Source organism: Bowmanella yangjiangensis (genome assembly GCF_017255015.1).
In the GTDB taxonomy this organism is placed as follows: domain Bacteria; phylum Pseudomonadota; class Gammaproteobacteria; order Enterobacterales; family Alteromonadaceae; genus Bowmanella; species Bowmanella yangjiangensis.
On record NZ_JAFKCS010000004.1, the window covers coordinates 143,393 to 165,075 of the forward strand.

20 protein-coding genes are annotated in these 21,683 nt (G+C 49.0%); 11 read left to right on the forward strand and 9 right to left on the reverse strand.

Annotation, left to right across the window (positions count from 1 at the left end; all coding sequences use genetic code 11):
• Positions 1–5 precede the first annotated feature (5 nt).
• Positions 6–500, forward strand: coding sequence for a type 3 dihydrofolate reductase (gene folA, locus J0A65_RS06425; RefSeq protein ID WP_206593315.1), 495 nt, complete (start codon positions 6–8; stop codon positions 498–500).
• Between the two features lie 177 nt (positions 501–677).
• On the opposite strand, the gene J0A65_RS06430 is transcribed toward folA, so the two are convergent.
• The 7 genes from J0A65_RS06430 to J0A65_RS06460 all read right to left on the reverse strand — a co-directional run bounded on the left by J0A65_RS06430 (position 678) and on the right by J0A65_RS06460 (position 9,356).
• A complete protein-coding gene (locus tag J0A65_RS06430) occupies positions 678–2,702 on the reverse strand; it encodes a HAMP domain-containing methyl-accepting chemotaxis protein (protein ID WP_206593316.1) in 2,025 nt (674 codons plus the stop codon).
• 171 nt (positions 2,703–2,873) lie between these two features.
• Positions 2,874–3,683, reverse strand: a complete 810-nt coding sequence (locus tag J0A65_RS06435) for a symmetrical bis(5'-nucleosyl)-tetraphosphatase (RefSeq protein ID WP_206593317.1) — start codon at positions 3,681–3,683, stop codon at positions 2,874–2,876.
• Positions 3,684–3,685: 2 nt separating this feature from the next.
• Positions 3,686–4,057 carry a Co2+/Mg2+ efflux protein ApaG gene (gene apaG, locus J0A65_RS06440; RefSeq protein WP_206593318.1) on the reverse strand — a complete coding sequence of 124 codons (372 nt, stop codon included), beginning with the start codon at positions 4,055–4,057 and terminating at the stop codon, positions 3,686–3,688.
• Complete coding sequence (gene rsmA / locus J0A65_RS06445) at positions 4,054–4,860, reverse strand: 16S rRNA (adenine(1518)-N(6)/adenine(1519)-N(6))-dimethyltransferase RsmA (protein WP_206593319.1); 807 nt, start codon at positions 4,858–4,860, stop codon at positions 4,054–4,056. The genes apaG and rsmA overlap by 4 nt, the downstream gene beginning before the upstream one ends.
• A complete protein-coding gene (gene pdxA / locus J0A65_RS06450) occupies positions 4,857–5,846 on the reverse strand; it encodes a 4-hydroxythreonine-4-phosphate dehydrogenase PdxA (protein WP_206593320.1) in 990 nt (329 codons plus the stop codon). Before pdxA ends, rsmA begins: the two co-directional genes overlap by 4 nt.
• Positions 5,847–5,850: 4 nt before the next feature.
• Entirely contained in the window at positions 5,851–7,131 is a 1,281-nt protein-coding gene (surA, locus tag J0A65_RS06455; RefSeq protein ID WP_206593321.1) for a peptidylprolyl isomerase SurA, read from the reverse strand.
• Positions 7,132–7,142: 11 nt separating this feature from the next.
• The gene (locus tag J0A65_RS06460; protein WP_206593322.1) at positions 7,143–9,356 is read right to left on the reverse strand and encodes an LPS-assembly protein LptD; all 2,214 of its coding nucleotides are present in this window, start codon (positions 9,354–9,356) and stop codon (positions 7,143–7,145) included.
• 265 nt (positions 9,357–9,621) lie between these two features.
• On the opposite strand from J0A65_RS06460, the gene djlA reads away from it, so the two are divergent.
• Entirely contained in the window at positions 9,622–10,467 is an 846-nt protein-coding gene (djlA, locus tag J0A65_RS06465; RefSeq protein WP_206593323.1) for a co-chaperone DjlA, read from the forward strand.
• A 9-nt stretch (positions 10,468–10,476) separates the two neighbouring features.
• Here the strand turns inward: djlA and J0A65_RS06470 are convergent, their stop codons facing one another.
• Positions 10,477–11,070: a peptidylprolyl isomerase gene (locus tag J0A65_RS06470; RefSeq protein WP_206593324.1), complete on the reverse strand. Its 594-nt coding sequence runs from the start codon at positions 11,068–11,070 to the stop codon at positions 10,477–10,479.
• A gap of 11 nt (positions 11,071–11,081) precedes the next feature.
• Positions 11,082–12,209, reverse strand: a complete 1,128-nt coding sequence (locus J0A65_RS06475) for a methyltransferase (RefSeq protein WP_206593325.1) — start codon at positions 12,207–12,209, stop codon at positions 11,082–11,084.
• A gap of 27 nt (positions 12,210–12,236) precedes the next feature.
• Here J0A65_RS06475 and J0A65_RS06480 point away from each other — a divergent pair, with 27 nt between their 5' ends.
• The 9 genes from J0A65_RS06480 to J0A65_RS06520 all read left to right on the forward strand — a co-directional run bounded on the left by J0A65_RS06480 (position 12,237) and on the right by J0A65_RS06520 (position 21,671).
• Positions 12,237–12,836, forward strand: a complete 600-nt coding sequence (locus J0A65_RS06480) for an alpha-ketoglutarate-dependent dioxygenase AlkB family protein (RefSeq protein WP_206593326.1) — start codon at positions 12,237–12,239, stop codon at positions 12,834–12,836.
• 244 nt (positions 12,837–13,080) lie between these two features.
• Positions 13,081–13,404 (forward strand): transcriptional regulator BolA, encoded by a 324-nt coding sequence (gene bolA, locus J0A65_RS06485; protein WP_206593327.1) that lies wholly within the window; start codon positions 13,081–13,083, stop codon positions 13,402–13,404.
• Between the two features lie 193 nt (positions 13,405–13,597).
• Positions 13,598–14,035 (forward strand): TRAP transporter small permease subunit, encoded by a 438-nt coding sequence (locus tag J0A65_RS06490; RefSeq protein WP_332874304.1) that lies wholly within the window; start codon positions 13,598–13,600, stop codon positions 14,033–14,035.
• Complete coding sequence (locus J0A65_RS06495; protein ID WP_206593328.1) at positions 14,035–15,402, forward strand: TRAP transporter large permease; 1,368 nt, start codon at positions 14,035–14,037, stop codon at positions 15,400–15,402. Before J0A65_RS06490 ends, J0A65_RS06495 begins: the two co-directional genes overlap by 1 nt.
• 24 nt (positions 15,403–15,426) lie before the next feature.
• The gene (locus tag J0A65_RS06500; RefSeq protein WP_206593329.1) at positions 15,427–16,524 is read left to right on the forward strand and encodes a TRAP transporter substrate-binding protein; all 1,098 of its coding nucleotides are present in this window, start codon (positions 15,427–15,429) and stop codon (positions 16,522–16,524) included.
• 185 nt (positions 16,525–16,709) lie between these two features.
• Entirely contained in the window at positions 16,710–17,888 is a 1,179-nt protein-coding gene (gene fabV, locus J0A65_RS06505) for an enoyl-ACP reductase FabV (RefSeq protein ID WP_206593330.1), read from the forward strand.
• A gap of 464 nt (positions 17,889–18,352) precedes the next feature.
• Positions 18,353–19,693: a Na(+)-translocating NADH-quinone reductase subunit A gene (locus tag J0A65_RS06510; protein ID WP_206593331.1), complete on the forward strand. Its 1,341-nt coding sequence runs from the start codon at positions 18,353–18,355 to the stop codon at positions 19,691–19,693.
• A 3-nt stretch (positions 19,694–19,696) separates the two neighbouring features.
• The gene (locus tag J0A65_RS06515; protein WP_206593332.1) at positions 19,697–20,923 is read left to right on the forward strand and encodes an NADH:ubiquinone reductase (Na(+)-transporting) subunit B; all 1,227 of its coding nucleotides are present in this window, start codon (positions 19,697–19,699) and stop codon (positions 20,921–20,923) included.
• The gene (locus J0A65_RS06520) at positions 20,913–21,671 is read left to right on the forward strand and encodes a Na(+)-translocating NADH-quinone reductase subunit C (RefSeq protein WP_206593333.1); all 759 of its coding nucleotides are present in this window, start codon (positions 20,913–20,915) and stop codon (positions 21,669–21,671) included. The genes J0A65_RS06515 and J0A65_RS06520 overlap by 11 nt, the downstream gene beginning before the upstream one ends.
• Positions 21,672–21,683: the final 12 nt, after the last annotated feature.

The following is a 21,683-nucleotide window of genomic DNA, read 5'->3' on the forward strand; positions in this document are numbered from 1 at the left end:
CGAGTATGCAGATCTCGATGATTGCAGCCATGGCTAAAGGGCGGGTGATTGGCAAGGATAATCAGATGCCCTGGCACTTGCCGGCGGACCTGAAGCATTTTAAGCAGGTGACTTTGGGTAAGCCTGTGGTTATGGGGCGTAAAACCTTTGAGTCTATTGGTCGCCCCTTACCGGGTCGATTAAATATTGTGATTAGCCGCGCTGAAGATTTCAAGCCAGAGGGCGTGACAGTGGTGACGTCTCCCGAGCAAGCTATAGCTGCTGCACAGGATTCTGCTACAAATGAGCTGATGATCATCGGCGGCGGCGCTATTTACCGGCATTTTCTTCCTCAATGCCACAGACTCTATATCACAGATATTGAGTTGGTAGTGGACGGTGATACCACCTTCCCAGACTACCAAGCGGTGGCAGATTGGCAGGAAGTGGCTGTGCAGCAGGTATCCCCTGATGAATCCAATGCCTATGCCATGACATTCAGAACGCTAGAGCGAGTTTAATTCTGACCACCACACATGCCTAGCGTGGATATCGTCGATGAATGTTCCTGACAACACCGACATACCATTCATCCTTGGATATCGCCACTCATTTACATCCATGTAACCGTGGCATACCGTCCATCCCTGAATATAAAAAACGCAGCCTAGGCTGCGTTTTTTATGGTTGGCTGTCAATCAGACGCGGAACTGTCTGATGGAGCCTTGCAGTTCATCGGCCAGACGCGCTACTTCGTGGCTCGAGTCTGTGGTTTGTTCTGCCCCTGTCGCGGTTTCTTCGGCAATGGCGACGATATTTTCCAGCTTCTCACTTATTTCTTGCGATACCTGATACTGCTCGCGGGCTGATTGTTCAATCTGACTCGAGACATCGTGTGCTTTGTGTACTGCATTGGTGATTAAATCCAGTGCAGATGTGGCTTTTTCTGTCTGAGTTACGCATAGCTCCGCCTGCTGCTTACCTTGTTGCATTACAGATACTGCTTTCTCAGCACCCACCTGCAACATTTCAATCATGGCGTGGATTTCCTGTGTGGATTCCTGAGTGCGGCTGGCAAGAGTTCTAACTTCGTCTGCTACCACCGCAAAGCCTCGACCTTGTTCACCGGCCCTGGCAGCTTCTATGGCTGCATTGAGCGCAAGCAGATTGGTCTGATCGGCAACGCCGCGAATAACATCCAGAATACCACCTATACTGGCGCTATCCTGATGCAGTTTATTGATAACTTCCGCAGCCTTTTCCACCTCACGCGCCAACACCATAATGGTGTTTTTATTTTCATTGGAAATGACTTTGACCTTCTCGGCCTCAGCGTCAGCGTGGCGAATTTGTTTTAGGGTGTCGTCAGCACTTTGTGATACCAACTGAGAGGTACTGTTCATCTGCGTTGTAGCAGTTGCCACCTGAGCGATTTGAGATTTTTGCTCTTGAATGGAGCGGGTGGTTTGTGAAGTAACCGTTGAGGTTTCTTCAGAGGCTGCCGCCAGTTGGGTTGCACGGGAACTGATGCCAGATATAAGCGCCTTCAGGCTATCAATCAGGTTGTTACAGTTTCTGGCCAGCTCACCAAATTCGTCTTTGGAGCTGTCATCCAGTTTTTGCGTCAGGTCACCTGAAGAAACCACGTGCAGCATTTCGTTGACTTTGGTCAGCGGCACGGTGATAGCGCGTACGCTGAAAAATGCGATGGCGGCTGCCACCACTGCTGAAATCAGCATGATGACATAGGTGCTGGTTGTACCATTGGCGACTGAGTCAGCTACGTCTTCTTTCACACGACTGGTAATATCGTTGGCTTGTTTAAGTAGTTGGTCTAAATCGGCAATACCTGATTGGATGTTAGCTTCGGAATTCTGCAAAGCGCGGACAGCTTCGTTTTGATGGTTAAGTCTTTCTACCTGATTGTTTAAAACACCCTTCGCGGATGAAATGGTGTCACTGATACTGTTCACCATTTCCAGTATTTCTTCCAGCATGCCGCTGTTATCACGACCAGCAGCGGATTTTTCCATTTGGTCGGCACTAGCTTTGGCATTACTTAATAAGAGTTTCAGCTCGTTACCAATGGTCTCAGCCTTAGTTAGATCTTCGGTACGGCTATATTGATTGCCAACTGTTACCAACGACATCAGTCCGGTTTCCAGTTCACGTCCCAATTTAGCCGCCTCGGCGAGTGCACCGTTACCTCTTGCTTGACCCAGATCTGAAAAATCCAGCAGTAGCGTTGAGGTATCGTCTGTATAGTCCTCCAGGTCAGATAGCTGGCTACCAAGTCGCTGAGCGAGCTCTAAATCAGCGCGACGATTATTGAACATACTGGTAACGTTGGTGTTGTAGTCTGCATAGACCTTTTCAACTCTGGACAAGGTTGCTTTTAGTTCAGCCTGACCGCTTACTATTTGCTTCAGCTTTTGCATACCTGACTCAAAGTTAGTTCGACTGGATGAGAAACGTTGCAGTGCATCGTCCAAACGGGCTAAGTCTGTTTCGTAATAAGCCTCAAAAGTAATTCTGCCCATATTGACAAAAGACACTTTTAACGCACTACTACTTTGAAGCGTAGGCAACGCCAAGGTGTTTACTTCCTCAGTAGCACTATCCACATCACTCAGATTAACAAGAGAGGAAATGCTGACGACAAATAGCAGCAAGGTAATGATGGCAAAACCACCTATAACACGCATGGCTACGGTAAGATTCATACGGATCTCCATACAAACGGCTTGGTATCAGAAGATTGTTGCAAATTTGCAGTATTACTTCATCAAAAACCGACAGAACGCTTGTTTTTATTTTTTGTGAAAGGCTTAACAATAAGACAACTTATTGTATCGACGCAAAAGATTTAACCTGAAGGGCAGCAGATAATCGCCCTATTGCTGATCTACGCGATAAAAAATTTCTGTTTCAAGGGCGTATAAACTCAATTGACCTCCCCATATATAGCCGGTATCAAGAGCCAGGCATTGCTTATTGCCTGTGTGACCTTCTAAGGCAGCCCAGTGGCCGAATAGCACCTGCTGCGATGGTAAAAGCTGCAAGGAGGGATGCGTAAACCAAGGATACTGATTAGCAGATGCTGAGGTTACGCCGCTTTTAGTTTGCAGATCCAACTGACCGTTGTTGCTGACAAAACGCATGCGCGTCAGACAATTGATAGTGAAGATCAGTCTTTCTTCGTCACTGGTGCATTCATCCCAGGCTTTGGGTTCGCTTCCGTACATGTTCCTAAGTAGCTCCTGCCACTTATCGGAACAAAGGGCATTGGATACTTGGTTTGCCCAATACAAGGCGTCGGCAAATTGCCATCCTGGATATAAACCCGCATGCGACAGCAAGGTATGCTCATCCAGTAATACGGCCAAGGGGCGCTGGCGTAACCAGTCTACCAATTGTTTGATGTTGGGTGACGCGAGTAGTGCTTGGAAGCCATCTGACGGTTTATCTCGTTTGATACCGGCATAAACCGCTAAGAAATGCAGATCATGATTACCCAAGACGGTATCGAAGCTATCACCCATGCCATACAAAAATTGCATAGTTTCCAGCGCTTGTGGCCCTCTTCCGATAAGATCGCCAACGGCCCAGAGCCGGTCAGTGTTCGAGCTGAATCCGGCTTTTTCCAGCAGAGAGATAAGAGGGGTAAGGCAAGCCTGAATGTCGCCGACAACAAAAGTAGTCATATTCAATTGATCAGGTTCAGTACCGCCAGCCGGAAGACGGCTATTGGCGCCTGAAAGCACTCCCCGCAGGGGCGCTGCATCTCATAATAGCCTTGCATACTGCCTACCGGTGTATCGAGCATGGCACCACTGCTGTATTGGTAAGTCTCTCCAACCTGAATAATGGGTTGCTTACCCACCACGCCAGCGCCTGATACTTCCGTAGTCTTGCCATTGGCATCGGTGATCAACCAATAGCGGTTGAGCAGCTGGACGGGTTCATTACTCTGATTGGTAATGCTGATATGGTAGGCGAAAGCAAACTTATTCCCTGCCGGATGTGAACTGTCTACCAGGTACTCGGTTTGAACTTCAACAACTATAGGTGTTTTCATGCTTGGTCTTCTGGCTTGATGTGATTCGCCAGTGCTGCAAAATCTTTTAGACTTAGATTCTCTGCGCGTAAATCGGGGTTGAGACCAAGTGTCTCAAAGGTTTGCTCGTCAATCAGTTCGCGTAAGCTATTGCGGATAGTTTTGCGACGTTGATTGAAAGCCAGCGCGCAGACACGGTTCAAATCTTCCAGACGATTAACCTGCACAGGTTTTACTTTGTGCGGAACCAGTCTGACAACCGCAGAGTCGACCTTAGGTGCCGGTTTAAACGCGCCTGGCGGTACTTCCAATACTGGAATTACCTGACAATGATACTGCGCCATAACCGACAGACGTCCATAATCTTTACCACCTGGTGATGCAGCTAAGCGCTTCACCACTTCTTTTTGTAACATGAAGTGCATGTCCTGCACTTTGTCTGCGAAGCTGAATAAATGGAACATCAGCGGGGTGGAAATGTTGTACGGCAAGTTACCAAAGATTCTCAGTGGATTACCGTCCTCGAGTAATTGCGTAAAATCATAACGCAGGGCATCACTTTCAATGATATTCAATTTGCTGGCGATGAAAGGATGGGTGCGCAGCCTGGCTGCCAAGTCCCGGTCAAGCTCAACTACAGTTAGTTTATCTACCAACTCACAGACAGGTTCGGTAATGGCACCAAGGCCAGGACCTATCTCCACCAGATTTTGGCCCGACTTTGGAGCAATGGCGCTGACAATCTGAGAAATAATATATTGATCGTGCAGGAAGTTCTGACCAAAACGCTTGCGGGCGGTGTGCCCTAAATGTTGCTTACTCATTTGCGAATACCTGCTAATTCTATGGCTCTGTGCAATGCCACAGAGAAGCTGCCAACATCGGCTTGTGAGGTGCCAGCCAGATCCAAGGCTGTGCCATGGTCTACCGAGGTTCGGATAAAAGGCAGGCCTAAGGTAATATTAACGGACGCGCCAAAGCCCTTATACTTGAGTACGGGTAAACCTTGATCGTGATACATGGCAAGTACCGCATCTGCTTGCTGTAGGTATTTGGGCTGGAAAATCGTATCGGCCGGCAAGGGCCCCTGTAAATCAAGCCCTTCGGCTCTTAACTCATCAAGGGCCGGTATGATGACGTCCAGCTCTTCGCGGCCAATGTGGCCGCCTTCCCCTGCATGCGGATTCAGGCCGCAAACAAAAATTTTCGGCTTGGCGATGCCAAACTTCAGTTTCAGGTCCGTATTTACTATATGAATGACTTTATGCAGTCGTTCGCGGGTAATGGCTTTTGAAACATAAGCCAGGGGAATGTGAGTGGTCGCTAACACCACTCTCAATCCCTCGGTGGCCAGCATCATAACCACATCCGGGGTATTTGCCTGCTGCGCAAAGTATTCCGTATGGCCACTGAAGGAAATCCCAGCTTGATTAATGATGCCTTTGTGCACTGGGCCAGTCACCACGGCATCAAATTCACCGCTGATATTCTTCTCACTGGCCTGACGTAGTGTTTCAACTACGTAGTGGCCATTAGCACTGTTTAGCTCTCCGGGCACCACCTTGGCTTCAGCGGGAATATCGACCAGGTAAGCTTGTCCTGGCCCTAAGACTCTGTGATTGTCGGTGGAATAGGGCTGTAACTCTAGGGGAAGCCCTAACAATGCTGCACGCTGTTCCAGCATGTCACCGCTGGCAAATAAAACTAACTGCGCATCCCATTGTTGCTGCAGTAAATTTATGACCAAATCCGGGCCGATACCGGCAGGTTCGCCCGGCGTGATGGCTATTCTGACTGAACGTTGACTCAAGGACTTACTCCAAAACCTCGATATAGGCTTCGTCGCGCATCTCTCTTAGCCAGTTATCTGTTTCCTCGGCAAACTTGCGGTTAAACAGCAACTGGTAGGCCTTTTCCTGCTGAACTTTGTCAGTGGCATCACCGGTGCGTTTATCCAGTAACTGCGCCAAGTGCCAGCCGTGAACGGTTCTGAATGGTTGGCTGATCTCATCTTTAGCCAGCACATTTAAGGTGTCGCGGAATTCTGGTACGTAGATTTCGGGGTCTGCCCAGCCCAACTCGCCACCTTTTAAGGCTGAACCGGGATCGGCTGAGTGTTGCTTGGCTAAGGCGGCGAAATCAGCTTCACCTGCCAGTACCTGGGCACGGAAATCTTTCAGCATCTGTTCGGCTTTTTCCTCGCTCAGAATCACCGAGGGTTTGATCAGGATGTGACGTGCATTTACTTCTGTGATTTCTACCGTTTGAACGCCGCGCAAATCAATGATCTTAAGAATGTGGAAACCGGCACCGCTGCGGATGGGGCCGATCAGTTCATTCTGTTTTTTACCTTGTACCGCCTCGGCGAACAGCGTTGGCATGGCGTTGATATTCATCCAGCCCATGTCACCACCATCAAGTGCCTTTGCGCCGGAAGAGGAAGCGATGGCAATCTTGGCAAAATCTGAGCCATTGTTGAGCAGTTCCAAAACCTTTTCAGCGCGGGCACGAGTCGCGTCTACATCTTCTGGTGTCGGTTCAGGTGGAAAACCAACTAAAATATGTCCCAGGTGATATTCGGCTTGTTGCTGACCTTGTTGTTCAATCAGTTTCACCAGGCTATCGATTTCCTGCGGGGTGATGTAGATGCGGCGGCGGACGTTGGCGCGGCGCACTTCACCAGTGATCAACTCGCGGCGAATTTCTTCGCGGTAGCTGTCGTAGCTCACCCCTTCCTCGGCCAGCTTTTCCCGCAGAGTATCGAGAGTGACCCCTTCCTGGCGGGCGATATTGGCGATGGTCTGCTCCAACTGAGGGTCACTGATTTGGATCCCCATACGTTCAGCCATTTGCATTTGCAGATTGGTCAGAATCAGACGTTCAGTGGCCTGGGTGCGAAGTGCCGCATCGGAAGGTAATTCCTGACCTGAAGTTACGGCGTTCTTTTTGACCGACGAAACAAGTTCCTGGATTTCACTCTCAAGAACCACGCCCTGGTCAACAATCACGGCAACCTTATCCAGTTCGACCTGTTTAGCATGAATGCCCATGCTTGCCAGCATCAGCGCGGAACACAATACTGCTTTTATTTTCATAGTTTTCATCATTAATTATTCAAAAAATACGGTTGTCTGTAGCCAAACAGCCCTTCGTCTAACAGGGTACGCGAACTCTTCTTACTGCCAACCCCTTTAAATACGAATTCGAGCAAGATAGTGGTATCAAACTCTTCAGTACTTTGACCACCAGCGGTATCAAAGCGATTACTCAAGTAGCGCATACTACCGAACTGTAAGGCCCAACAGCATGATTCATATTGTAAGCCAGTGAAGCTTTCGATGGTACGCTTGCCATGTAGATCCTTGTACCAACGGCCAACCCAGTGCCAATTCTGACTGAGTGGCCAACTGGCAGTAACACCCAACTGGTTAATTTCTTCTCCAGAAATGTCCCTGACGTAGCGATGGCTAATTTGTACTAATTTGTCAGCACTCATCTGATAGTCCAACGTCAGATTGCTACGCTCCACTTTTTGATTGGAAGAAGACAATTGCAGTGCTGAACGCGCCACCCATTTACTACTTAGACGCCAATCCAATTCAGCGGCCAAGGCTGAACGGTCATCTTCCCGACTGTATTCCTTCAGCTTGGTATTGTTGAAGTAAAATATCTGCCCCAGACTGAGTTTGAATCTCTCCTGATGGTTTTTATCCAGCAGGCGGGTAGTTACTCCAACCGTTAAGTGGTTGGAGTCGCTGATGCGGTCCAGGCCGACAAACTCCTGCCCTCTGAACAACCCTGTATAGTCATTGAGTAAGCGGTTACTATCATACAGCCCTATGCCATCCTGATTTTCGTAGCTGGTATACAAATACTGAAACTTTGGTTCCAGTGTCTGAGTCATGTTGCTGCCAAAGAGTTCCGTTTCGCGTTCGAAATTGATGGCACCATAAATCCGCCCTTGCCCCAGAGTGCGACTGACATTTTCCTGCAATGCTGAACCTTCTGGTAAATCCTGCTTGTACCAGGTTTGCAATAAGCTGGCTTCGGTGAGCAACTCGCCCCAGGCATTTTGCAGCGGTACGCTCAAAGTCGGCATCATGTGTAAACGCGTCGCCGAAGGCGTATCGTCACGCCCGTCTTCAAAATGCGCCAGCTCTGAACGCACCCTGAAGTTCAGATATTCTGATAACGGTTGGCGGTAGTTCAGTTTAAGTTCGGGCACGGCCCGGTAGGCACTTGGGTGGTCACCGATGATTTCAAAGTCTCGCACCTCAGCGGAAAAGTCCAACGGCTCGGAGTAGTAGTTTACCGCCAGGGTTTGATACATATGCGTATCCCCCCGGTTAAAGTAATCAGAGCCTAAATCAACAAAGTAGTTGTCATCACTCAGGCCGTTTATCTCTGCGCTTACTTGCCAGTTCTCAGACAGCTTGCCCTGGTGCAGGAAACGATAGAAGTAGCGGGACTTATCCAAATCATAGCGTCGATCGTCAGGCAGATATTCCACATCAATCTGACCCTGATGTTCTTCGGTCAGATAACGAAACTCTGTTTTTAGTTGTACACCACGGTCGGTCATCACACGGGGGCTGAAGGTCGCGTCATAATTAGGCGCAATGTTCCAATAAAAGGGTTGCTCATAGCTCACCCCCACTTTGTCTGAGGTAGACATTTTTGGGAACAATAAGCCCGTTTGACGTTCGTCTGTTACAGGAAACTTAAAATACGGCAGATAAAAAACCGGCACACCGCCCAGATAAAAACGGGTATTGCGTGCTGTTCCCCAATTGTCATTTGGGCTCAGTTCCAAACTACTGGCACGAATCTGCCAGTCCTCACTACCTTCCGGACAGGTCGTAAAGCTGACGTCTTTAAGTGCTAACCCTTCTTTGTTGTCTAGCTGAATACTGTCAGCTCGCCCACGACCTGCAAAGCCCAGCATTTGATATTCTGTACTGTCCAGACGCAATTGGCCTGATGCTAAATCCAAATCAATCTGTTCACTGTTTACCTGAATTTGCTGATCCAAAAAGCGGATATTGCCGTCGGCATGCAAGGTTTTGTCCGCTTTATTGATTTCAGCGCGCTGGGCTTGAATATGTCCTTGTTCACTGACGATTTCGACGTTACCGCTAAACTGTGCCAGAGTATCCTGCTGTATTTGTGTTTTTGCCGCTTTTACATGGATGTCGCCTGGGTTGCTCAAGTTGGTTTGCGGCAGTTGTGGCATCAAAGGAACTGGACATTCAGTTTGTTGCGCCGCTGCAGCCGAGCTGAACAGCCAGAAAATGGCAAAAGACAGGCGCTTCATTCTCATAGGTGGTGGGAAGTCCCTTTGATTGAATAAACAGTGACTATTGGCTAATGGCCAGATTTTAAGGGTTTCGACCAGTTTTACCAGCAGAGTTACAGAAAAGCAGGGTGAAATTGCGATTTTTTCTGCGACGGTGAGACAATTGGATGTCGATCTTTATTTGCGGATTGTTTCACTTAGGTACTTGCCGTCTTCATTTGCTAGTCCCGATTCGTTATATTTAGCCGCGCAACCATTAGCTTGACTACTTTCTACAAGGATACGCTTCATGCCCATATGGGGAAAACTGCTAGGTACGTTTTTTGGCTTTATGTTTGGCAGGATCCCCGGCGCTATTCTCGGCTTTATTGTCGGCCATCTGTTTGACAAAGGTTATAGCCAGAATTTTGACCAGATGGGCGGTTTTGGGCGCTTCTTCGGACAAGGCGATGACTTCAAACGCCAAGCTATTTTTTTCCATGCGCTGTTTGCTTGTATGGGGCATGTAGCGAAAGCCAGTGGCCAGGTCACCAACGAAGAAATCAGGATGGCGACCAGCCTGATGGACCAGATGGGCTTGACTGGTGATACCCGCCGAGAAGCACAACAGGCCTTTCGTGAGGGCAAAGCGGCTGATTTTCCATTGAAAGACATTCTGCTCGAGTTTCGTGAGTCCTGTCATGGGCGCCGGGATATTATGCAGGTGTTCCTGGAAATCCTGATTCAGGCGGCTTATGCCGATGGCAGCCTCGATGCTGCGGAACAAAAGGTGTTGGAAAGCGCAGCCAGTCATCTGGGCTTTCGTAAGCATGAATTGCTGTATTTGTTGTCAGTGTACGAAGCTGAACTGCGTTTTCGAACGCGTAGTCACCAAAGACGCACATATAGTGGGCAAGCAGGTCGGCAGACCTACACCGATGCCAACAGTTTAGATGATGCTTACAAAATTCTAGGGGTAAGTAAGCAGGACGACATGGCACAAATTAAAAAAGCCTATCGCAAGCTTATGGCGGAACACCATCCTGACAAGTTAGTGTCCAAGGGCCTGCCAAAACAGGCCATGGAGATTGCTAAAAACAAAGCGCAGGATATTCAGGCGGCGTACGAGCTAATTCGTCAGCAGCGGGAAAAATAGCCTGGCAGGTTAAAATTCTTGGGGCAACAGCGTCGCTTTTAACAATATCACCGGTTCTACCGGTACATCCGGCCAGCCCCAGGTAGGATGTACCTGGGTTTCCACAGCGGCTATTTTGTCCAGTACCTCTGTTCCTTCTACCACCCGGCCAAAAACTGCGTAGCCCCATTTGCGGCCCGGATCCAGACTGGGATTGTCATTCATATTAAAGAAAAACTGCCTGCCCGCCGAATGGGGATCGTTCTCCCTGGCCATGGCAATAGTGTATAGCTCGTTTTTGTTACCATTCCCGGATTCATTGAAAATAGTTTTCATCACAGGTTTGGTGTTGAACTCTTGGTCGTAGCCACCGCCCTGTACCACAAAGTCCTGAATCACCCGGTGAAAAATGGTGCCTTCGTAGCTGCGCTTATCAACGTACAGCAAAAAGTTGTTGGTGGTGATGGGAGCGGCAGCCCGGTCAAGTTCGACAACTATATCACCCATACTGGTTTCCAGTTTTACCTTCGGGAACAGGTTACCCTTTTGCAGTTGTGAACCGTCGTCGGCAGCCTGTAGCAAAGGGGAAAAACACATTAACAGCAAGGCCAGAATGCGTGGCATGGTGATGCTCCTTATTTCTTGAACGCCGATAAGATAACGAATTTATTGTTCACTGCAACCTGTCGGCAGCCGCCAAACAGTCGTTTCAGTTTATCCTGGTAGCCTAAATGACGGTTGCCGACAATGCGTAATTCTCCGCCGCTACGCAATATATGCCGGGCATCGCTAAACATTTGCCAGGCAATATGATCGGTAATGCGTTGTTGCTGGTGAAAGGGCGGATTGCACAGTACAAGATCCACTGACTGGGCTGGCACCTGCTCCAAACAATTGCTGGCAATAAATTCACAAACCGCTAAGTGCTCTGGCATATTACTGGCGACATTCAACTGCGCTGAGGCCACCGCCATATGAGACTCATCGACGAAAAGTAATTTGCTCGGTGGGCTTTGTTGCAACAGACTCAAACCCAGCACACCGTTACCACAGCCCAAATCCATCACACGTTTATGACGGGTATCTGGAAGATGGCTAAGCAGAAAACGTGCACCTATATCCAACTGAGCACGGGCAAATACATTGGCATGGTTGTGTATGGTCAGGCCGCTGCCCTCCAATTGCCAGATGGTTGGAAAAGGACTGACAGCCGGTGTTCGTGGCTCCGGCTGGCAAAAAATCAGTCGGGCTTTTTTACGTGCCAGTGAAGTACGTGTGGCCCCCAGATATTTTTCAAATAGTGCCAGGGTCGATTTTTGAATTTGATTGACCTTGGCGGCAGCGATAATTCGGGTGCTTTCGCTCACTTTGGGCTGTAATTGAATAAGCTGATGTTCCAGTAGGGCCAAGGTTTTGGGGATCTTCAGCAAAACCATATCGGCAGGCTCATCAGGTAAACTCAAACTGTCAAACCAGCGTACTTGCGACTCATCTATGCCATTGGTATTGAGGTTTTGTGCCAAGGCCAGGCGACTTACCTGTGAGTCATTTATCCAGGCGGGAGACCACGCTGCCAGAAAACAGCCTAATGCACCGCAATCATCATTGAAAATCAGCAAGTTGGCAGGTCTTTGCAGCTCTTTGATCTCTTCTAATAGCAACTCATCTGCTGCATCCCAGGCCTGCTCACTTTTATCCTGTAAACGGGCGGGATAGCGTTGCAGCTTAAGGCTGCGCTCATTTGCAGTTAGAATGACCTTCATGGATTCGTCGCTCTCAGTTGATAATAGATGCAGCCGTCTTTGTTCAATCCCGGTAAAATTTCGCTCCCTCAGGCTGAGTTGGACTACCGGACAGATTTTCTCTCACAGGCAAAAGCCGATGCCTTGTTATTGTGCTTTCGCCAGTCATTAAATTGGCGGCAGGATTCTATCAAACTCTACGGTAAAGTGGTGAAAATCCCCAGATTACAAGCCTGGTATGGCGATGCAGACTGTACGTATCGTTACTCTGGCTTAACTATGACGCCTTTGCCCTGGACTGAGGAGCTTTGGGAGCTAAAGCAACGCTGTGAGCAAGCTTGCGGGCATAGATTTAATTCGGTGCTGGCGAATTGGTACCGCGATGGCAACGACAGTATGGGCTGGCATGCAGATAGCGAGTCTGAATTGGGTGACAACCCTGTTATTGCGTCAGTCAGTTTGGGGGCTTGCCGCAATCTGGATTTTCGCCATATTCACAGCAACGAAAAGTACCGAATTGCTTTGGCTCATGGCAGTCTGCTGATAATGCAAGGCGCTACCCAGCAATATTGGCAACATGCCATTGCCAAGACGCGCCGGGTCAGTGATGGACGAATCAATCTGACCTTTCGTTATATCAAGGCTTAGGGACAGCTTGCCTGATTTAGACGAATCTAAGGTTATAAATGTGTATATATCCTCGCTTAAAAAATATATCTCGACGGCTCAGGTGGTTATCATTGAAACCCGGCTTTATGAGGTAAATGAGGGTTGTAACCTTGCTGGCGAAAGCTAAATTTAAACCAGAGGGATGATAGCCGGAGCGTTATTCGGCGGCGGCGTAAAAATGCTTCAATGCATGCCGGAAAATGGCAGTAAAAAGGGTTGAGAGATGAATATTCAAAGCGTAATCGAAGAAAAATTGTTGTCCCACTTTCAGCCGGCGTATCTGGAAGTGATCAATGAAAGCCACCAACATAATGTGCCTATGGGTTCAGAAACGCATTTCAAAGTGGTGCTGGTTTCGCCTTCGTTTAGTGGCGAGCGCCTGATTAACCGACACAGGGCCGTCAATGCCGTGCTCAAAGATGAATTGGCAAATCATATTCATGCATTAGCATTGCACACCTACACAGACAGTGAATGGCAAGGATTGTATGGTGGTGCCCCTGATTCACCCGCCTGCCTCGGTGGTTTGAAACGAAAAGTGTCTTAGGACACTTTTTTTATGCCCGTTGTACGGCTCACCGTTCCAATCTGGTAAAGATTTTGTTAAAAGCTTGCTGCAAATTAAAAAAATAAACTGTCGACTCGTGCAACCTGTAACGTCATCTTCTCTGGTTATAGACCGAATAAACCTGTATTTGTGCAAAGTCATTAGCTGGCTCACGCTGCTGATGGTGGTGCTTGTGTTCACCATCGTATTATTGCGCTATGGCTTCAATCTAGGCTGGATTGCCATGCAGGAGTCGGCGATGTATTTGCATGCGGCAGTATTTATGCTTGGCTGTGCACATACTTTAAAAGCCGATGAACATGTACGGGTAGACATCTTCTATCGTAACTGGTCTGCCAAAACCCGCGCCATGATTGACTTGGCTGGCGCGTTGTTTCTGCTGTTACCGGTTAATATTTTTATCTTTTTTATGAGTTGGGACTACGTAGCCACCTCCTGGCGGTTGTTAGAGGACTCTCCTGAAGCCGGCGGGCTGCCATTGGTGTTTTTGCTTAAAAGCTTAATCCCGCTATTTTGCCTTACCATGAGCCTGCAAGCCCTGGCGCAAAGTTGGATTAATTGGCGGGTCTTGGGTGGTTCGAGCTTGCCGTCAAGCCAGGAGCCTGGTTGATGGAATATCTTGCCCTGATTTTGTTTGTACTGGTTTGCCTGGTGTTAATGCTGGGTTACCCGGTTGCCTATGCATTGGCAGGTACAGCCCTGTTATTCGCGTCTGTCAGCGCCTTGTTTGGTGCCTTTGATATGGCCTACCTGCATGCCTTGCCCAGTCGTCTGTACGGCATAATGACCAATCAAACCTTGCTGGCCGTGCCGCTTTTTGTATTTATGGGCATGATGTTGGAAAAGTCCAAAGTGGCGGAAGACTTACTCGCTGCCATGTCGCAGGTATTTGGCCGTTTTCGGGGGGGGCTGGCACTATCTGTGATTTTAGTGGGTATGTTAATGGCTGCCAGCACCGGTATTGTGGGGGCGACTGTGGTGACTATGGGGCTGTTGTCATTACCCAGCATGCTAAAACGTGGTTATCACCCTGCATTTGCCACAGGTAGCATTTGTGCAACCGGCACGCTGGGACAAATTATCCCACCCTCTATTGCGCTGGTATTGCTGGGCGATGTGCTTTCCAGTGCGTATCAGCAAGCGCAGCTTAATATGGGTATTTTCTCCCCGGACTCTGTGTCGGTCGGAGACCTTTTTGTCGGCGCCTTAGTCCCTGGGCTGATGTTGGTTGGCTTATACCTCGCCTATGTATTGCTGAGTGCCAAACTGCGCCCTCACTGGTTCGAGAGTACCAGTGAGAAAGGCGTATCTATGCAACTAAAGCCTTTGTTAAAGGCGCTGCTGCCGCCGCTGGTATTAATGCTGTTGGTTTTAGGCTCCATCTTGGCTGGTTTGGCTACACCTACTGAAGCGGCAGGGGTAGGGGCGATGGGGGCAATTGTGCTGGCGTTGTTTTCGCGTCAGCTTAGCCTTAATAGACTCAAAGACGTGATGCTTGGTACCACCAAAGTGACTTCTATGGTGTTTCTTATTTTGATCGGCGCTTCGGTGTTCTCACTGGTATTCCGGGGACTGGGTGGAGAAACCTTGATTGAGGATTTCTTCACCGGGCTGCCCGGCGGCATACTAGGGGCGATGTTGCTGGTCATGCTGGTGATCTTTTTACTTGGTTTTATTCTGGATTTTATTGAGATCACTTTTGTGGTGGTGCCTATCATTGGTCCGGTGCTCCTAGCCATGGGCGTTGATCCGGTTTGGCTGGGCATTATGATTGCGGTGAACTTGCAGACATCTTTCTTAACACCTCCTTTTGGTTTTGCGCTTTTCTATCTGCGCGGTGTAGCGCCGTCGTCGGTAAGAACCGCGGATATGTACAAAGGGGTAATCCCCTTTATTGTTATTCAACTTATGTTGCTAGTCATGCTGGCAATCTGGCCTGAATTGGTGACTTGGCTTCCCGACACTTTATATAGCTAGCCTATCTAACATGGAGATATGAACATGAAGTGGTTTTATTCGGCCTTTTGGGCTGGCGCAGCAGCACTAACACTGCTGGGGTGTGGTAAAGAACCGACGAACACTGACCAAAGCGGGGCCAAGCAGCAACACTTTGAGTGGAAATTGGTGACGTCCTGGCCGAAGAATTTTCCAGGACTTGGTCGTGGACCTGAGACCTTTGCCAAAATGGTAGATGAGATGTCTGGCGGTAGACTGAAAGTGAAAGTGTACGGCGCTGGAGAACTGGTTCCAGGATTTGAGGTGTTTGATGCCGTATCCAGCGGTACCGCACAGATGGGCCATGCAGGCAGTTATTACTGGAAGGGCAAGGCCCCCGCCGCGCAGATTTTTACTGCTATTCCGTTCGGCATGAATGTAACGGAAACGAATAGCTGGTTGCACTATGGTGGCGGTTTGGCGTTGTGGAGAGAGGTCTATAAACCCTTCGGTGTGATTCCTTTCGCTGGCGGTAATACCGGGGTGCAGATGGCCGGCTGGTTTAAAAAGGAAATTCACAGCATTGACGATTTTACAGGTCTAAAAATACGTATGCCCGGTCTGGGGGCGGAAGTATTGAAGAAAGTCGGTGCCATACCGGTTGCGCTGACCGGAGGGGAGATTTTTACTGCTTTGCAAACCGGTGCGATAGATGCCACTGAATGGGTTGGACCATACAATGATTTAGCCTTCGGACTACATAAGGCAGCGGACTATTACTATTATTCTGGCTGGCATGAACCCGGTGCCATGCTGGAATTTACCGTAAATGAGCAAGCCTTTAACAGCTTGCCTGCCGATTTACAGAGCATAGTGGAAGTGGCAACTCGCGCAGTTAATCAGGACATGCTGGATGAGTATACGGCTCGCAATAATGAAGCCATGGCCGCACTTAGGGACAAACACGGTATCAAAGTGTTACCGCTTCCCGAGGATGTGATGCTGGCCCTTCGTGCTGCATCATTGGATGTTTTACAAGAGCAAGCCGCCCAAGACGCGCAATTTGCTAAAGTTTACGCTTCTTATGCTAAGTTTCAGCAGCAGGTTAGCGCCTATCATGAATTGTCAGAGATGGAGTATTACAAGAACCGTCAGGCAAAATGATAATTCAGGTCTCATTGTTAAGGGGACGCGATGGCGTCCCTTGGTTTTTTGGCGCTATCACTTATTTATAATTTGCTGCCCTTGCACAGATGAGTGAGGCATGAAAGTGGAAATAAAGTGTTCAGAGTTGTTTCTGGCGCGGGTGTCTTTACAATGTCGGCACTTCTTATAAAGGAAAGGTCCCTATGGTTATTCAGCCGAAAATACGTGGCTTTATCTGTACCAATGCGCATCCAGTGGGCTGTGCGGTTAATGTTCAAAAACAGATCGATTACGTCAAGCAGCATGGCGTACAGGGGCAAGGCCCCAAAAATGTTCTGGTGTTAGGCTGCTCTACCGGATACGGGTTAGCCTCGCGCATCGTTGCTGGTTTTGGCTACGGCGCCAATACGCTGGGCGTATGTTTCGAAAAAGAAGCGTCAGAAACTAAAACCGCGACGGCTGGCTGGTACAATACCGCTGCCTTTCATAACAAGGCTAAGGATGCCGGAGTCTATGCTAAAACCTTAAATGGTGATGCCTTTTCAAACCAAATGAAGCAGGATGTGATTGATATCATCAAGGCGGATTTGGGCAAAATCGATCTGGTGGTATACAGCTTAGCCTCTCCGCGTCGTACCGATCCCAACACCGGTGAGGTATATTCGTCGACGCTCAAACCCATAGGCGGTAGCATTACGACCAAAAACCTTAACACCTCCAAGCGTATCATTGACGAAGTAACTGTAGAGGCGGCAAGCGATGATGAAATCGCCAACACGGTAAAAGTCATGGGTGGTGAAGACTGGGAACTGTGGATCAAAGCATTGAAAGATGCCGGTGTGCTGGCCGAGAACTTTATTACTACGTCCTACACTTATATTGGTAAAGAACTTACCTGGCCTATCTATGGTCATGCCACTATAGGTAAAGCTAAGGAAGACCTGGATCGCGCTACCCAAGTGATCCGTGAAATGACGGCTGACCTTAACGGTGAGGCTTTTGTCTCTTCGTTGAATGCAGTGGTAACTCAGGCCAGCTCTGCCATTCCTATTATGCCGCTATATATTTCGGCCCTTTTCAAGGTGATGAAAGGCGATGGTACCTATGAGGGAACCATCGAACAGATTTATGGCCTGTTTACCGATAACTTGTATGCTGAGGAGCGCCGTTTTGACGAAGGCGGTCATTTGTTCCAGAACTACAAAGAACTGGAAGATTCTGTGCAGCAACGGGTTCAGCAGGTTTGGGACAGCGTGCAAACAGAGACTATTGATGAAATGACCGACTATGTGGGCTATCACAATGAATTCCTGCATTTGTTCGGATTTGGCTTTGAAGATGTCGATTACGGCGCCGATGTCAGTCCTCTGGCTGAATGGTAAGTTGATAAAAGACCGCCCTTGAGGCGGTTTTTTTATGCCTGAATTGTTTTGGGGTAGGGGCCTTAAAAAGTTCCACATGTTCCTCTGGGCTACTACCAAAGTATCAGAAAATGAGTGGCATAAACAAACATTTGCATGGCGAAGAGACGGGGTTTAATGCTAAAATGCCGGGTTTGAGAGATAGGTCTATCTTTTTCAAAGATCCCTCCCATTGGTAAGGCGTGTTGTGAACCTGTAAAGGTTCGCAGATGTTGAGTACAGGATGTTGCTCGTCAATGCAAACAGGCTTTTTTGCATTGATATTGCAGTAGTGGCTGGGAAAATCGTAAAGAGAATTGCAGGCGCTTGTTACTGGATGACAGACAACAGGTGGGGTTAGTTTCGAATACTCATCAGGATTGGCCTTGGTGAGACTTCAGGATGAATCCTGATGAGTATTCAGTAAATAAGTAGTGCAATTGCGTATGATAAAAATCACCAAAGGGTTGGACCTCCCTATCACGGGAGCGCCACAACAACAGATCCATGACGGTCCCCGGATTACCCGGGTCGCTGTTTTGGGTGAGGAATACGTCGGAATGCGGCCTACCATGGCCGTCGCCCAAGGCGATACTGTCAAGAAAGGCCAGGTGCTTTTCGAAGACAAGAAAAATCCCGGTGTTAAATTTACAGCTCCAGCTGCAGGTACCGTCGTGGAAGTTAACCGCGGCGCTAAGCGTGTTCTGCAATCAGTGGTCATTGAGTTGGCCGGTGATGAACAGGAAAGCTTTGCTAAGTACGATGCAGGTCAGTTGTCTTCACTAAGCCGTGACGATGTAGAAAAGAATCTGGTGGATTCCGGATTGTGGACTGCATTGCGTACACGTCCTTATAGCAAGGCGCCAGCATTGGGTACTACGCCCCGTGCCATTTTCGTCAATGCCATGGATACCAATCCTTTGGCGGCGGATCCTGCCATTATCATTGCCGAGCGCAAAGATGACTTTGCAAACGGCTTGAACGTATTGCGTCGCCTGACTGAAGGTAAGCTTTACGTAAGCAAGGCACCAGGTGCTGATATTGCCGTCGGCTCGGCCCAGGTTGAAGTGAACGAGTTTGCTGGTCCTCACCCAGCTGGTTTAGTGGGTACCCATATCCATTTCCTCGATTCAGCCGGTGCCGGAAAAGTCGTATGGCACCTGAATTATCAGGACGTCATCGCGATAGGCCATCTTTTCACTACCGGTGAAATTGACAACCGCCGTGTTGTTGCCTTAGCTGGCCCAGCGGCTAAATCACCTCGTTTGGTGCGTACCCTTGTGGGTGCCAGCACTGAGCAACTCACTGCCGGTGAAGCTCAAGCAGGTGAAGTTCGCGTGGTATCGGGTTCGGTACTGTGTGGTACTCACGCTCACGGCGTACATGCGTATTTGGGGCGTTTCCACCTGCAACTTAGTTTGCTGGCGGAAGGTCGTGAAAAAGAGCTGTTTGGTTGGCTGCGTCCAGGTAGCGACAAGCATTCTGTAACGCGCGCCTACTTGGGGCACCTCAGTCCTAAGCGTCTGTTCAATATGACCACTACCACCAATGGTTCTGACCGTGCCATGGTGCCAATTGGCAACTACGAGCGTGTGATGCCTTTGGATATTCTTCCTACTCTGTTGCTGCGTGATTTGCTGGCAGGCGATACAGACAGTGCCCAAACACTGGGTTGTCTTGAGTTGGATGAAGAAGATCTTGGTTTGTGTACCTATGTTTGCCCAGGCAAGTACAACTACGGTCCTGTACTGCGTGATTGCCTGACCAAGATAGAGAAAGAGGGCTAATCCATGAGCTTGAAAGAATATCTCGAGAAAATCGAACCCAATTTTGAGCCGGGTGGTAAATACGAAAAATGGTATGCCCTGTATGAAGCTGCGGCGACCATTTTCTATACCCCTGGTCTGGTGAACAAGTCCGTTACTCACGTACGTGACAGTATTGACCTCAAACGCATCATGATTATGGTGTGGATGGCAACCTTCCCGGCCATGTTCTACGGTATGTATAACGTTGGTTACCAAGCGCACCACGCTATTCTTGGCAGTGATGCGATAACTTGGGCGGCAACAGTTGAAGGTTACTGGCAGGCTGGTTTGTTTGCAGCCCTTGGCGGCGAATTAGGTACGCAAAGTACCGGCTGGCTGGCCATGTTTGGTTATGGTGCCTGCTTCTTCCTGCCTATTTATGCTGTGACCTTTGCGGTCGGTGGCTTCTGGGAGGTGCTGTTTGCATCTATCCGTAAGCATGAAGTTAATGAAGGTTTCTTCGTAACCTCGGTGCTGTTTGCCCTGACCTTGCCTGCGACTATCCCGCTATGGCAAGTTGCCCTGGGTATCAGTTTCGGTGTGGTTATCGCAAAAGAAGTGTTTGGCGGCACTGGCCGTAACTTCTTAAACCCGGCCTTGTCTGGCCGTGCCTTCCTGTACTTCGCCTATCCTGCGCAAATCTCCGGTGATGCTATCTGGACGGCGGCCGACGGTTTCTCTGGTGCTACGCACTTGAGCCAAGCGGCGTCTGGTCAAATCACTGATTGGAGTATGAATGCTGAGTGGTGGAATGCTTTCTTCGGTAGCATTCAGGGGTCTGTTGGTGAGACGTCAACGCTGGCACTGCTGATTGGCGGTTTGTTCATTATGTATCTGCGCATCGCCTCCTGGCGTATCGTGCTGGGTGTGATGGCCGGTATGGCACTGTTCAGCACCCTGCTGAATATGATTGGTAGCGACACCAATGCCATGTTTGCCATGCCCTGGTACTGGCACCTGGTTACTGGTGGTTTTGCCTTCGGTATGCTGTTTATGGCTACCGACCCGGTATCTGCTTCCTTTACCAATAAGGGTAAGTGGGCATATGGCCTGTTGATTGGCTTTATGTGTGTGATGATTCGCGTGCTCAATCCCGCCTTCCCTGAAGGTATGATGCTGGCGATCCTGTTCGCTAACCTGTGGGCACCCCTGTTCGACTACTTCGTTGTTCAAGGCAATATCAAACGGAGGATGGCACGTGTCAGCTAAGAAAGAAACTTTAGGAAGAACAGTCGGCGTTGTTGTCGCTGTCTGTCTGGTTTGTTCCATCGTAGTATCTGGTGCTGCTGTAGGCCTGCGGTCTTTACAACAGCAAAATGCGGCGTTGGACAAGCAAACTAACATTTTGGAAGCGGCCGGTTTACTGGCTGATGCCAAAGGTGACATTGCCGGAACTTATAAGGCGCGTGTTGAAGAGCGTTTTGTTGACCTTAACTCTGGCGATTATGTTGAGAAGCCATCAGCTGATTATGACATGTATAAAGCCGCCAAAGATCCTGCCACCAGTACTAAGCTGGAAGGTAGCAATGTCGGTTTTCAGCGTAAGCCTAATGTTGCTTCTGTTTATCTTGTTAAAGATGAACAGGGTGCCGTAAGCCGTATCGTGTTGCCTGTGCACGGCAGCGGATTGTGGGATCTTATGTATGGTTTTCTGGCTGTCGATGCTGACGGCAAAACTGCCCGTGAAATGGTCTACTACCAGCAGAAAGAAACTCCCGGATTGGGCGGCGAAGTACTGAACCCAAGCTGGAAAGCTAAGTGGGACGGTAAGCAGTTGTTCAAAGACGGTGACGTAGCCATTGCGGTGAAGAAAAATGCTTCGCCTGATGATCAGTTCGCGGTCGATGCGCTGTCCGGTGCGACCCTGACCAGCAACGGTGTGCAGCATACGTTGGATTTCTGGTTGGGTGAGCAAGGTTTTGGTCCGTTTTTGGCCAAGCAACCCTGGAAGTCCTGAGGAGATAATCAT

Excerpts from the sequence above, each read along its gene's own strand:
- folA (WP_206593315.1), top strand. The coding sequence starts at position 6 with ATGCAGATCTCGATGATTGCAGCCATGGCTAAAGGGCGGGTGATTGGC.
- J0A65_RS06430 (WP_206593316.1), bottom strand. The coding sequence starts at position 2,702 with ATGAATCTTACCGTAGCCATGCGTGTTATAGGTGGTTTTGCCATCATT.
- J0A65_RS06435 (WP_206593317.1), bottom strand. The coding sequence starts at position 3,683 with ATGACTACTTTTGTTGTCGGCGACATTCAGGCTTGCCTTACCCCTCTT.
- apaG (WP_206593318.1), bottom strand. The coding sequence starts at position 4,057 with ATGAAAACACCTATAGTTGTTGAAGTTCAAACCGAGTACCTGGTAGAC.
- rsmA (WP_206593319.1), bottom strand. The coding sequence starts at position 4,860 with ATGAGTAAGCAACATTTAGGGCACACCGCCCGCAAGCGTTTTGGTCAG.
- surA (WP_206593321.1), bottom strand. The coding sequence starts at position 7,131 with ATGAAAATAAAAGCAGTATTGTGTTCCGCGCTGATGCTGGCAAGCATG.
- J0A65_RS06460 (WP_206593322.1), bottom strand. The coding sequence starts at position 9,356 with ATGAGAATGAAGCGCCTGTCTTTTGCCATTTTCTGGCTGTTCAGCTCG.
- djlA (WP_206593323.1), top strand. The coding sequence starts at position 9,622 with ATGCCCATATGGGGAAAACTGCTAGGTACGTTTTTTGGCTTTATGTTT.
- J0A65_RS06470 (WP_206593324.1), bottom strand. The coding sequence starts at position 11,070 with ATGCCACGCATTCTGGCCTTGCTGTTAATGTGTTTTTCCCCTTTGCTA.
- J0A65_RS06475 (WP_206593325.1), bottom strand. The coding sequence starts at position 12,209 with ATGAAGGTCATTCTAACTGCAAATGAGCGCAGCCTTAAGCTGCAACGC.
- J0A65_RS06480 (WP_206593326.1), top strand. The coding sequence starts at position 12,237 with ATGCAGCCGTCTTTGTTCAATCCCGGTAAAATTTCGCTCCCTCAGGCT.
- bolA (WP_206593327.1), top strand. The coding sequence starts at position 13,081 with ATGAATATTCAAAGCGTAATCGAAGAAAAATTGTTGTCCCACTTTCAG.
- J0A65_RS06495 (WP_206593328.1), top strand. The coding sequence starts at position 14,035 with ATGGAATATCTTGCCCTGATTTTGTTTGTACTGGTTTGCCTGGTGTTA.
- J0A65_RS06500 (WP_206593329.1), top strand. The coding sequence starts at position 15,427 with ATGAAGTGGTTTTATTCGGCCTTTTGGGCTGGCGCAGCAGCACTAACA.
- fabV (WP_206593330.1), top strand. The coding sequence starts at position 16,710 with ATGGTTATTCAGCCGAAAATACGTGGCTTTATCTGTACCAATGCGCAT.
- J0A65_RS06510 (WP_206593331.1), top strand. The coding sequence starts at position 18,353 with ATGATAAAAATCACCAAAGGGTTGGACCTCCCTATCACGGGAGCGCCA.
- J0A65_RS06515 (WP_206593332.1), top strand. The coding sequence starts at position 19,697 with ATGAGCTTGAAAGAATATCTCGAGAAAATCGAACCCAATTTTGAGCCG.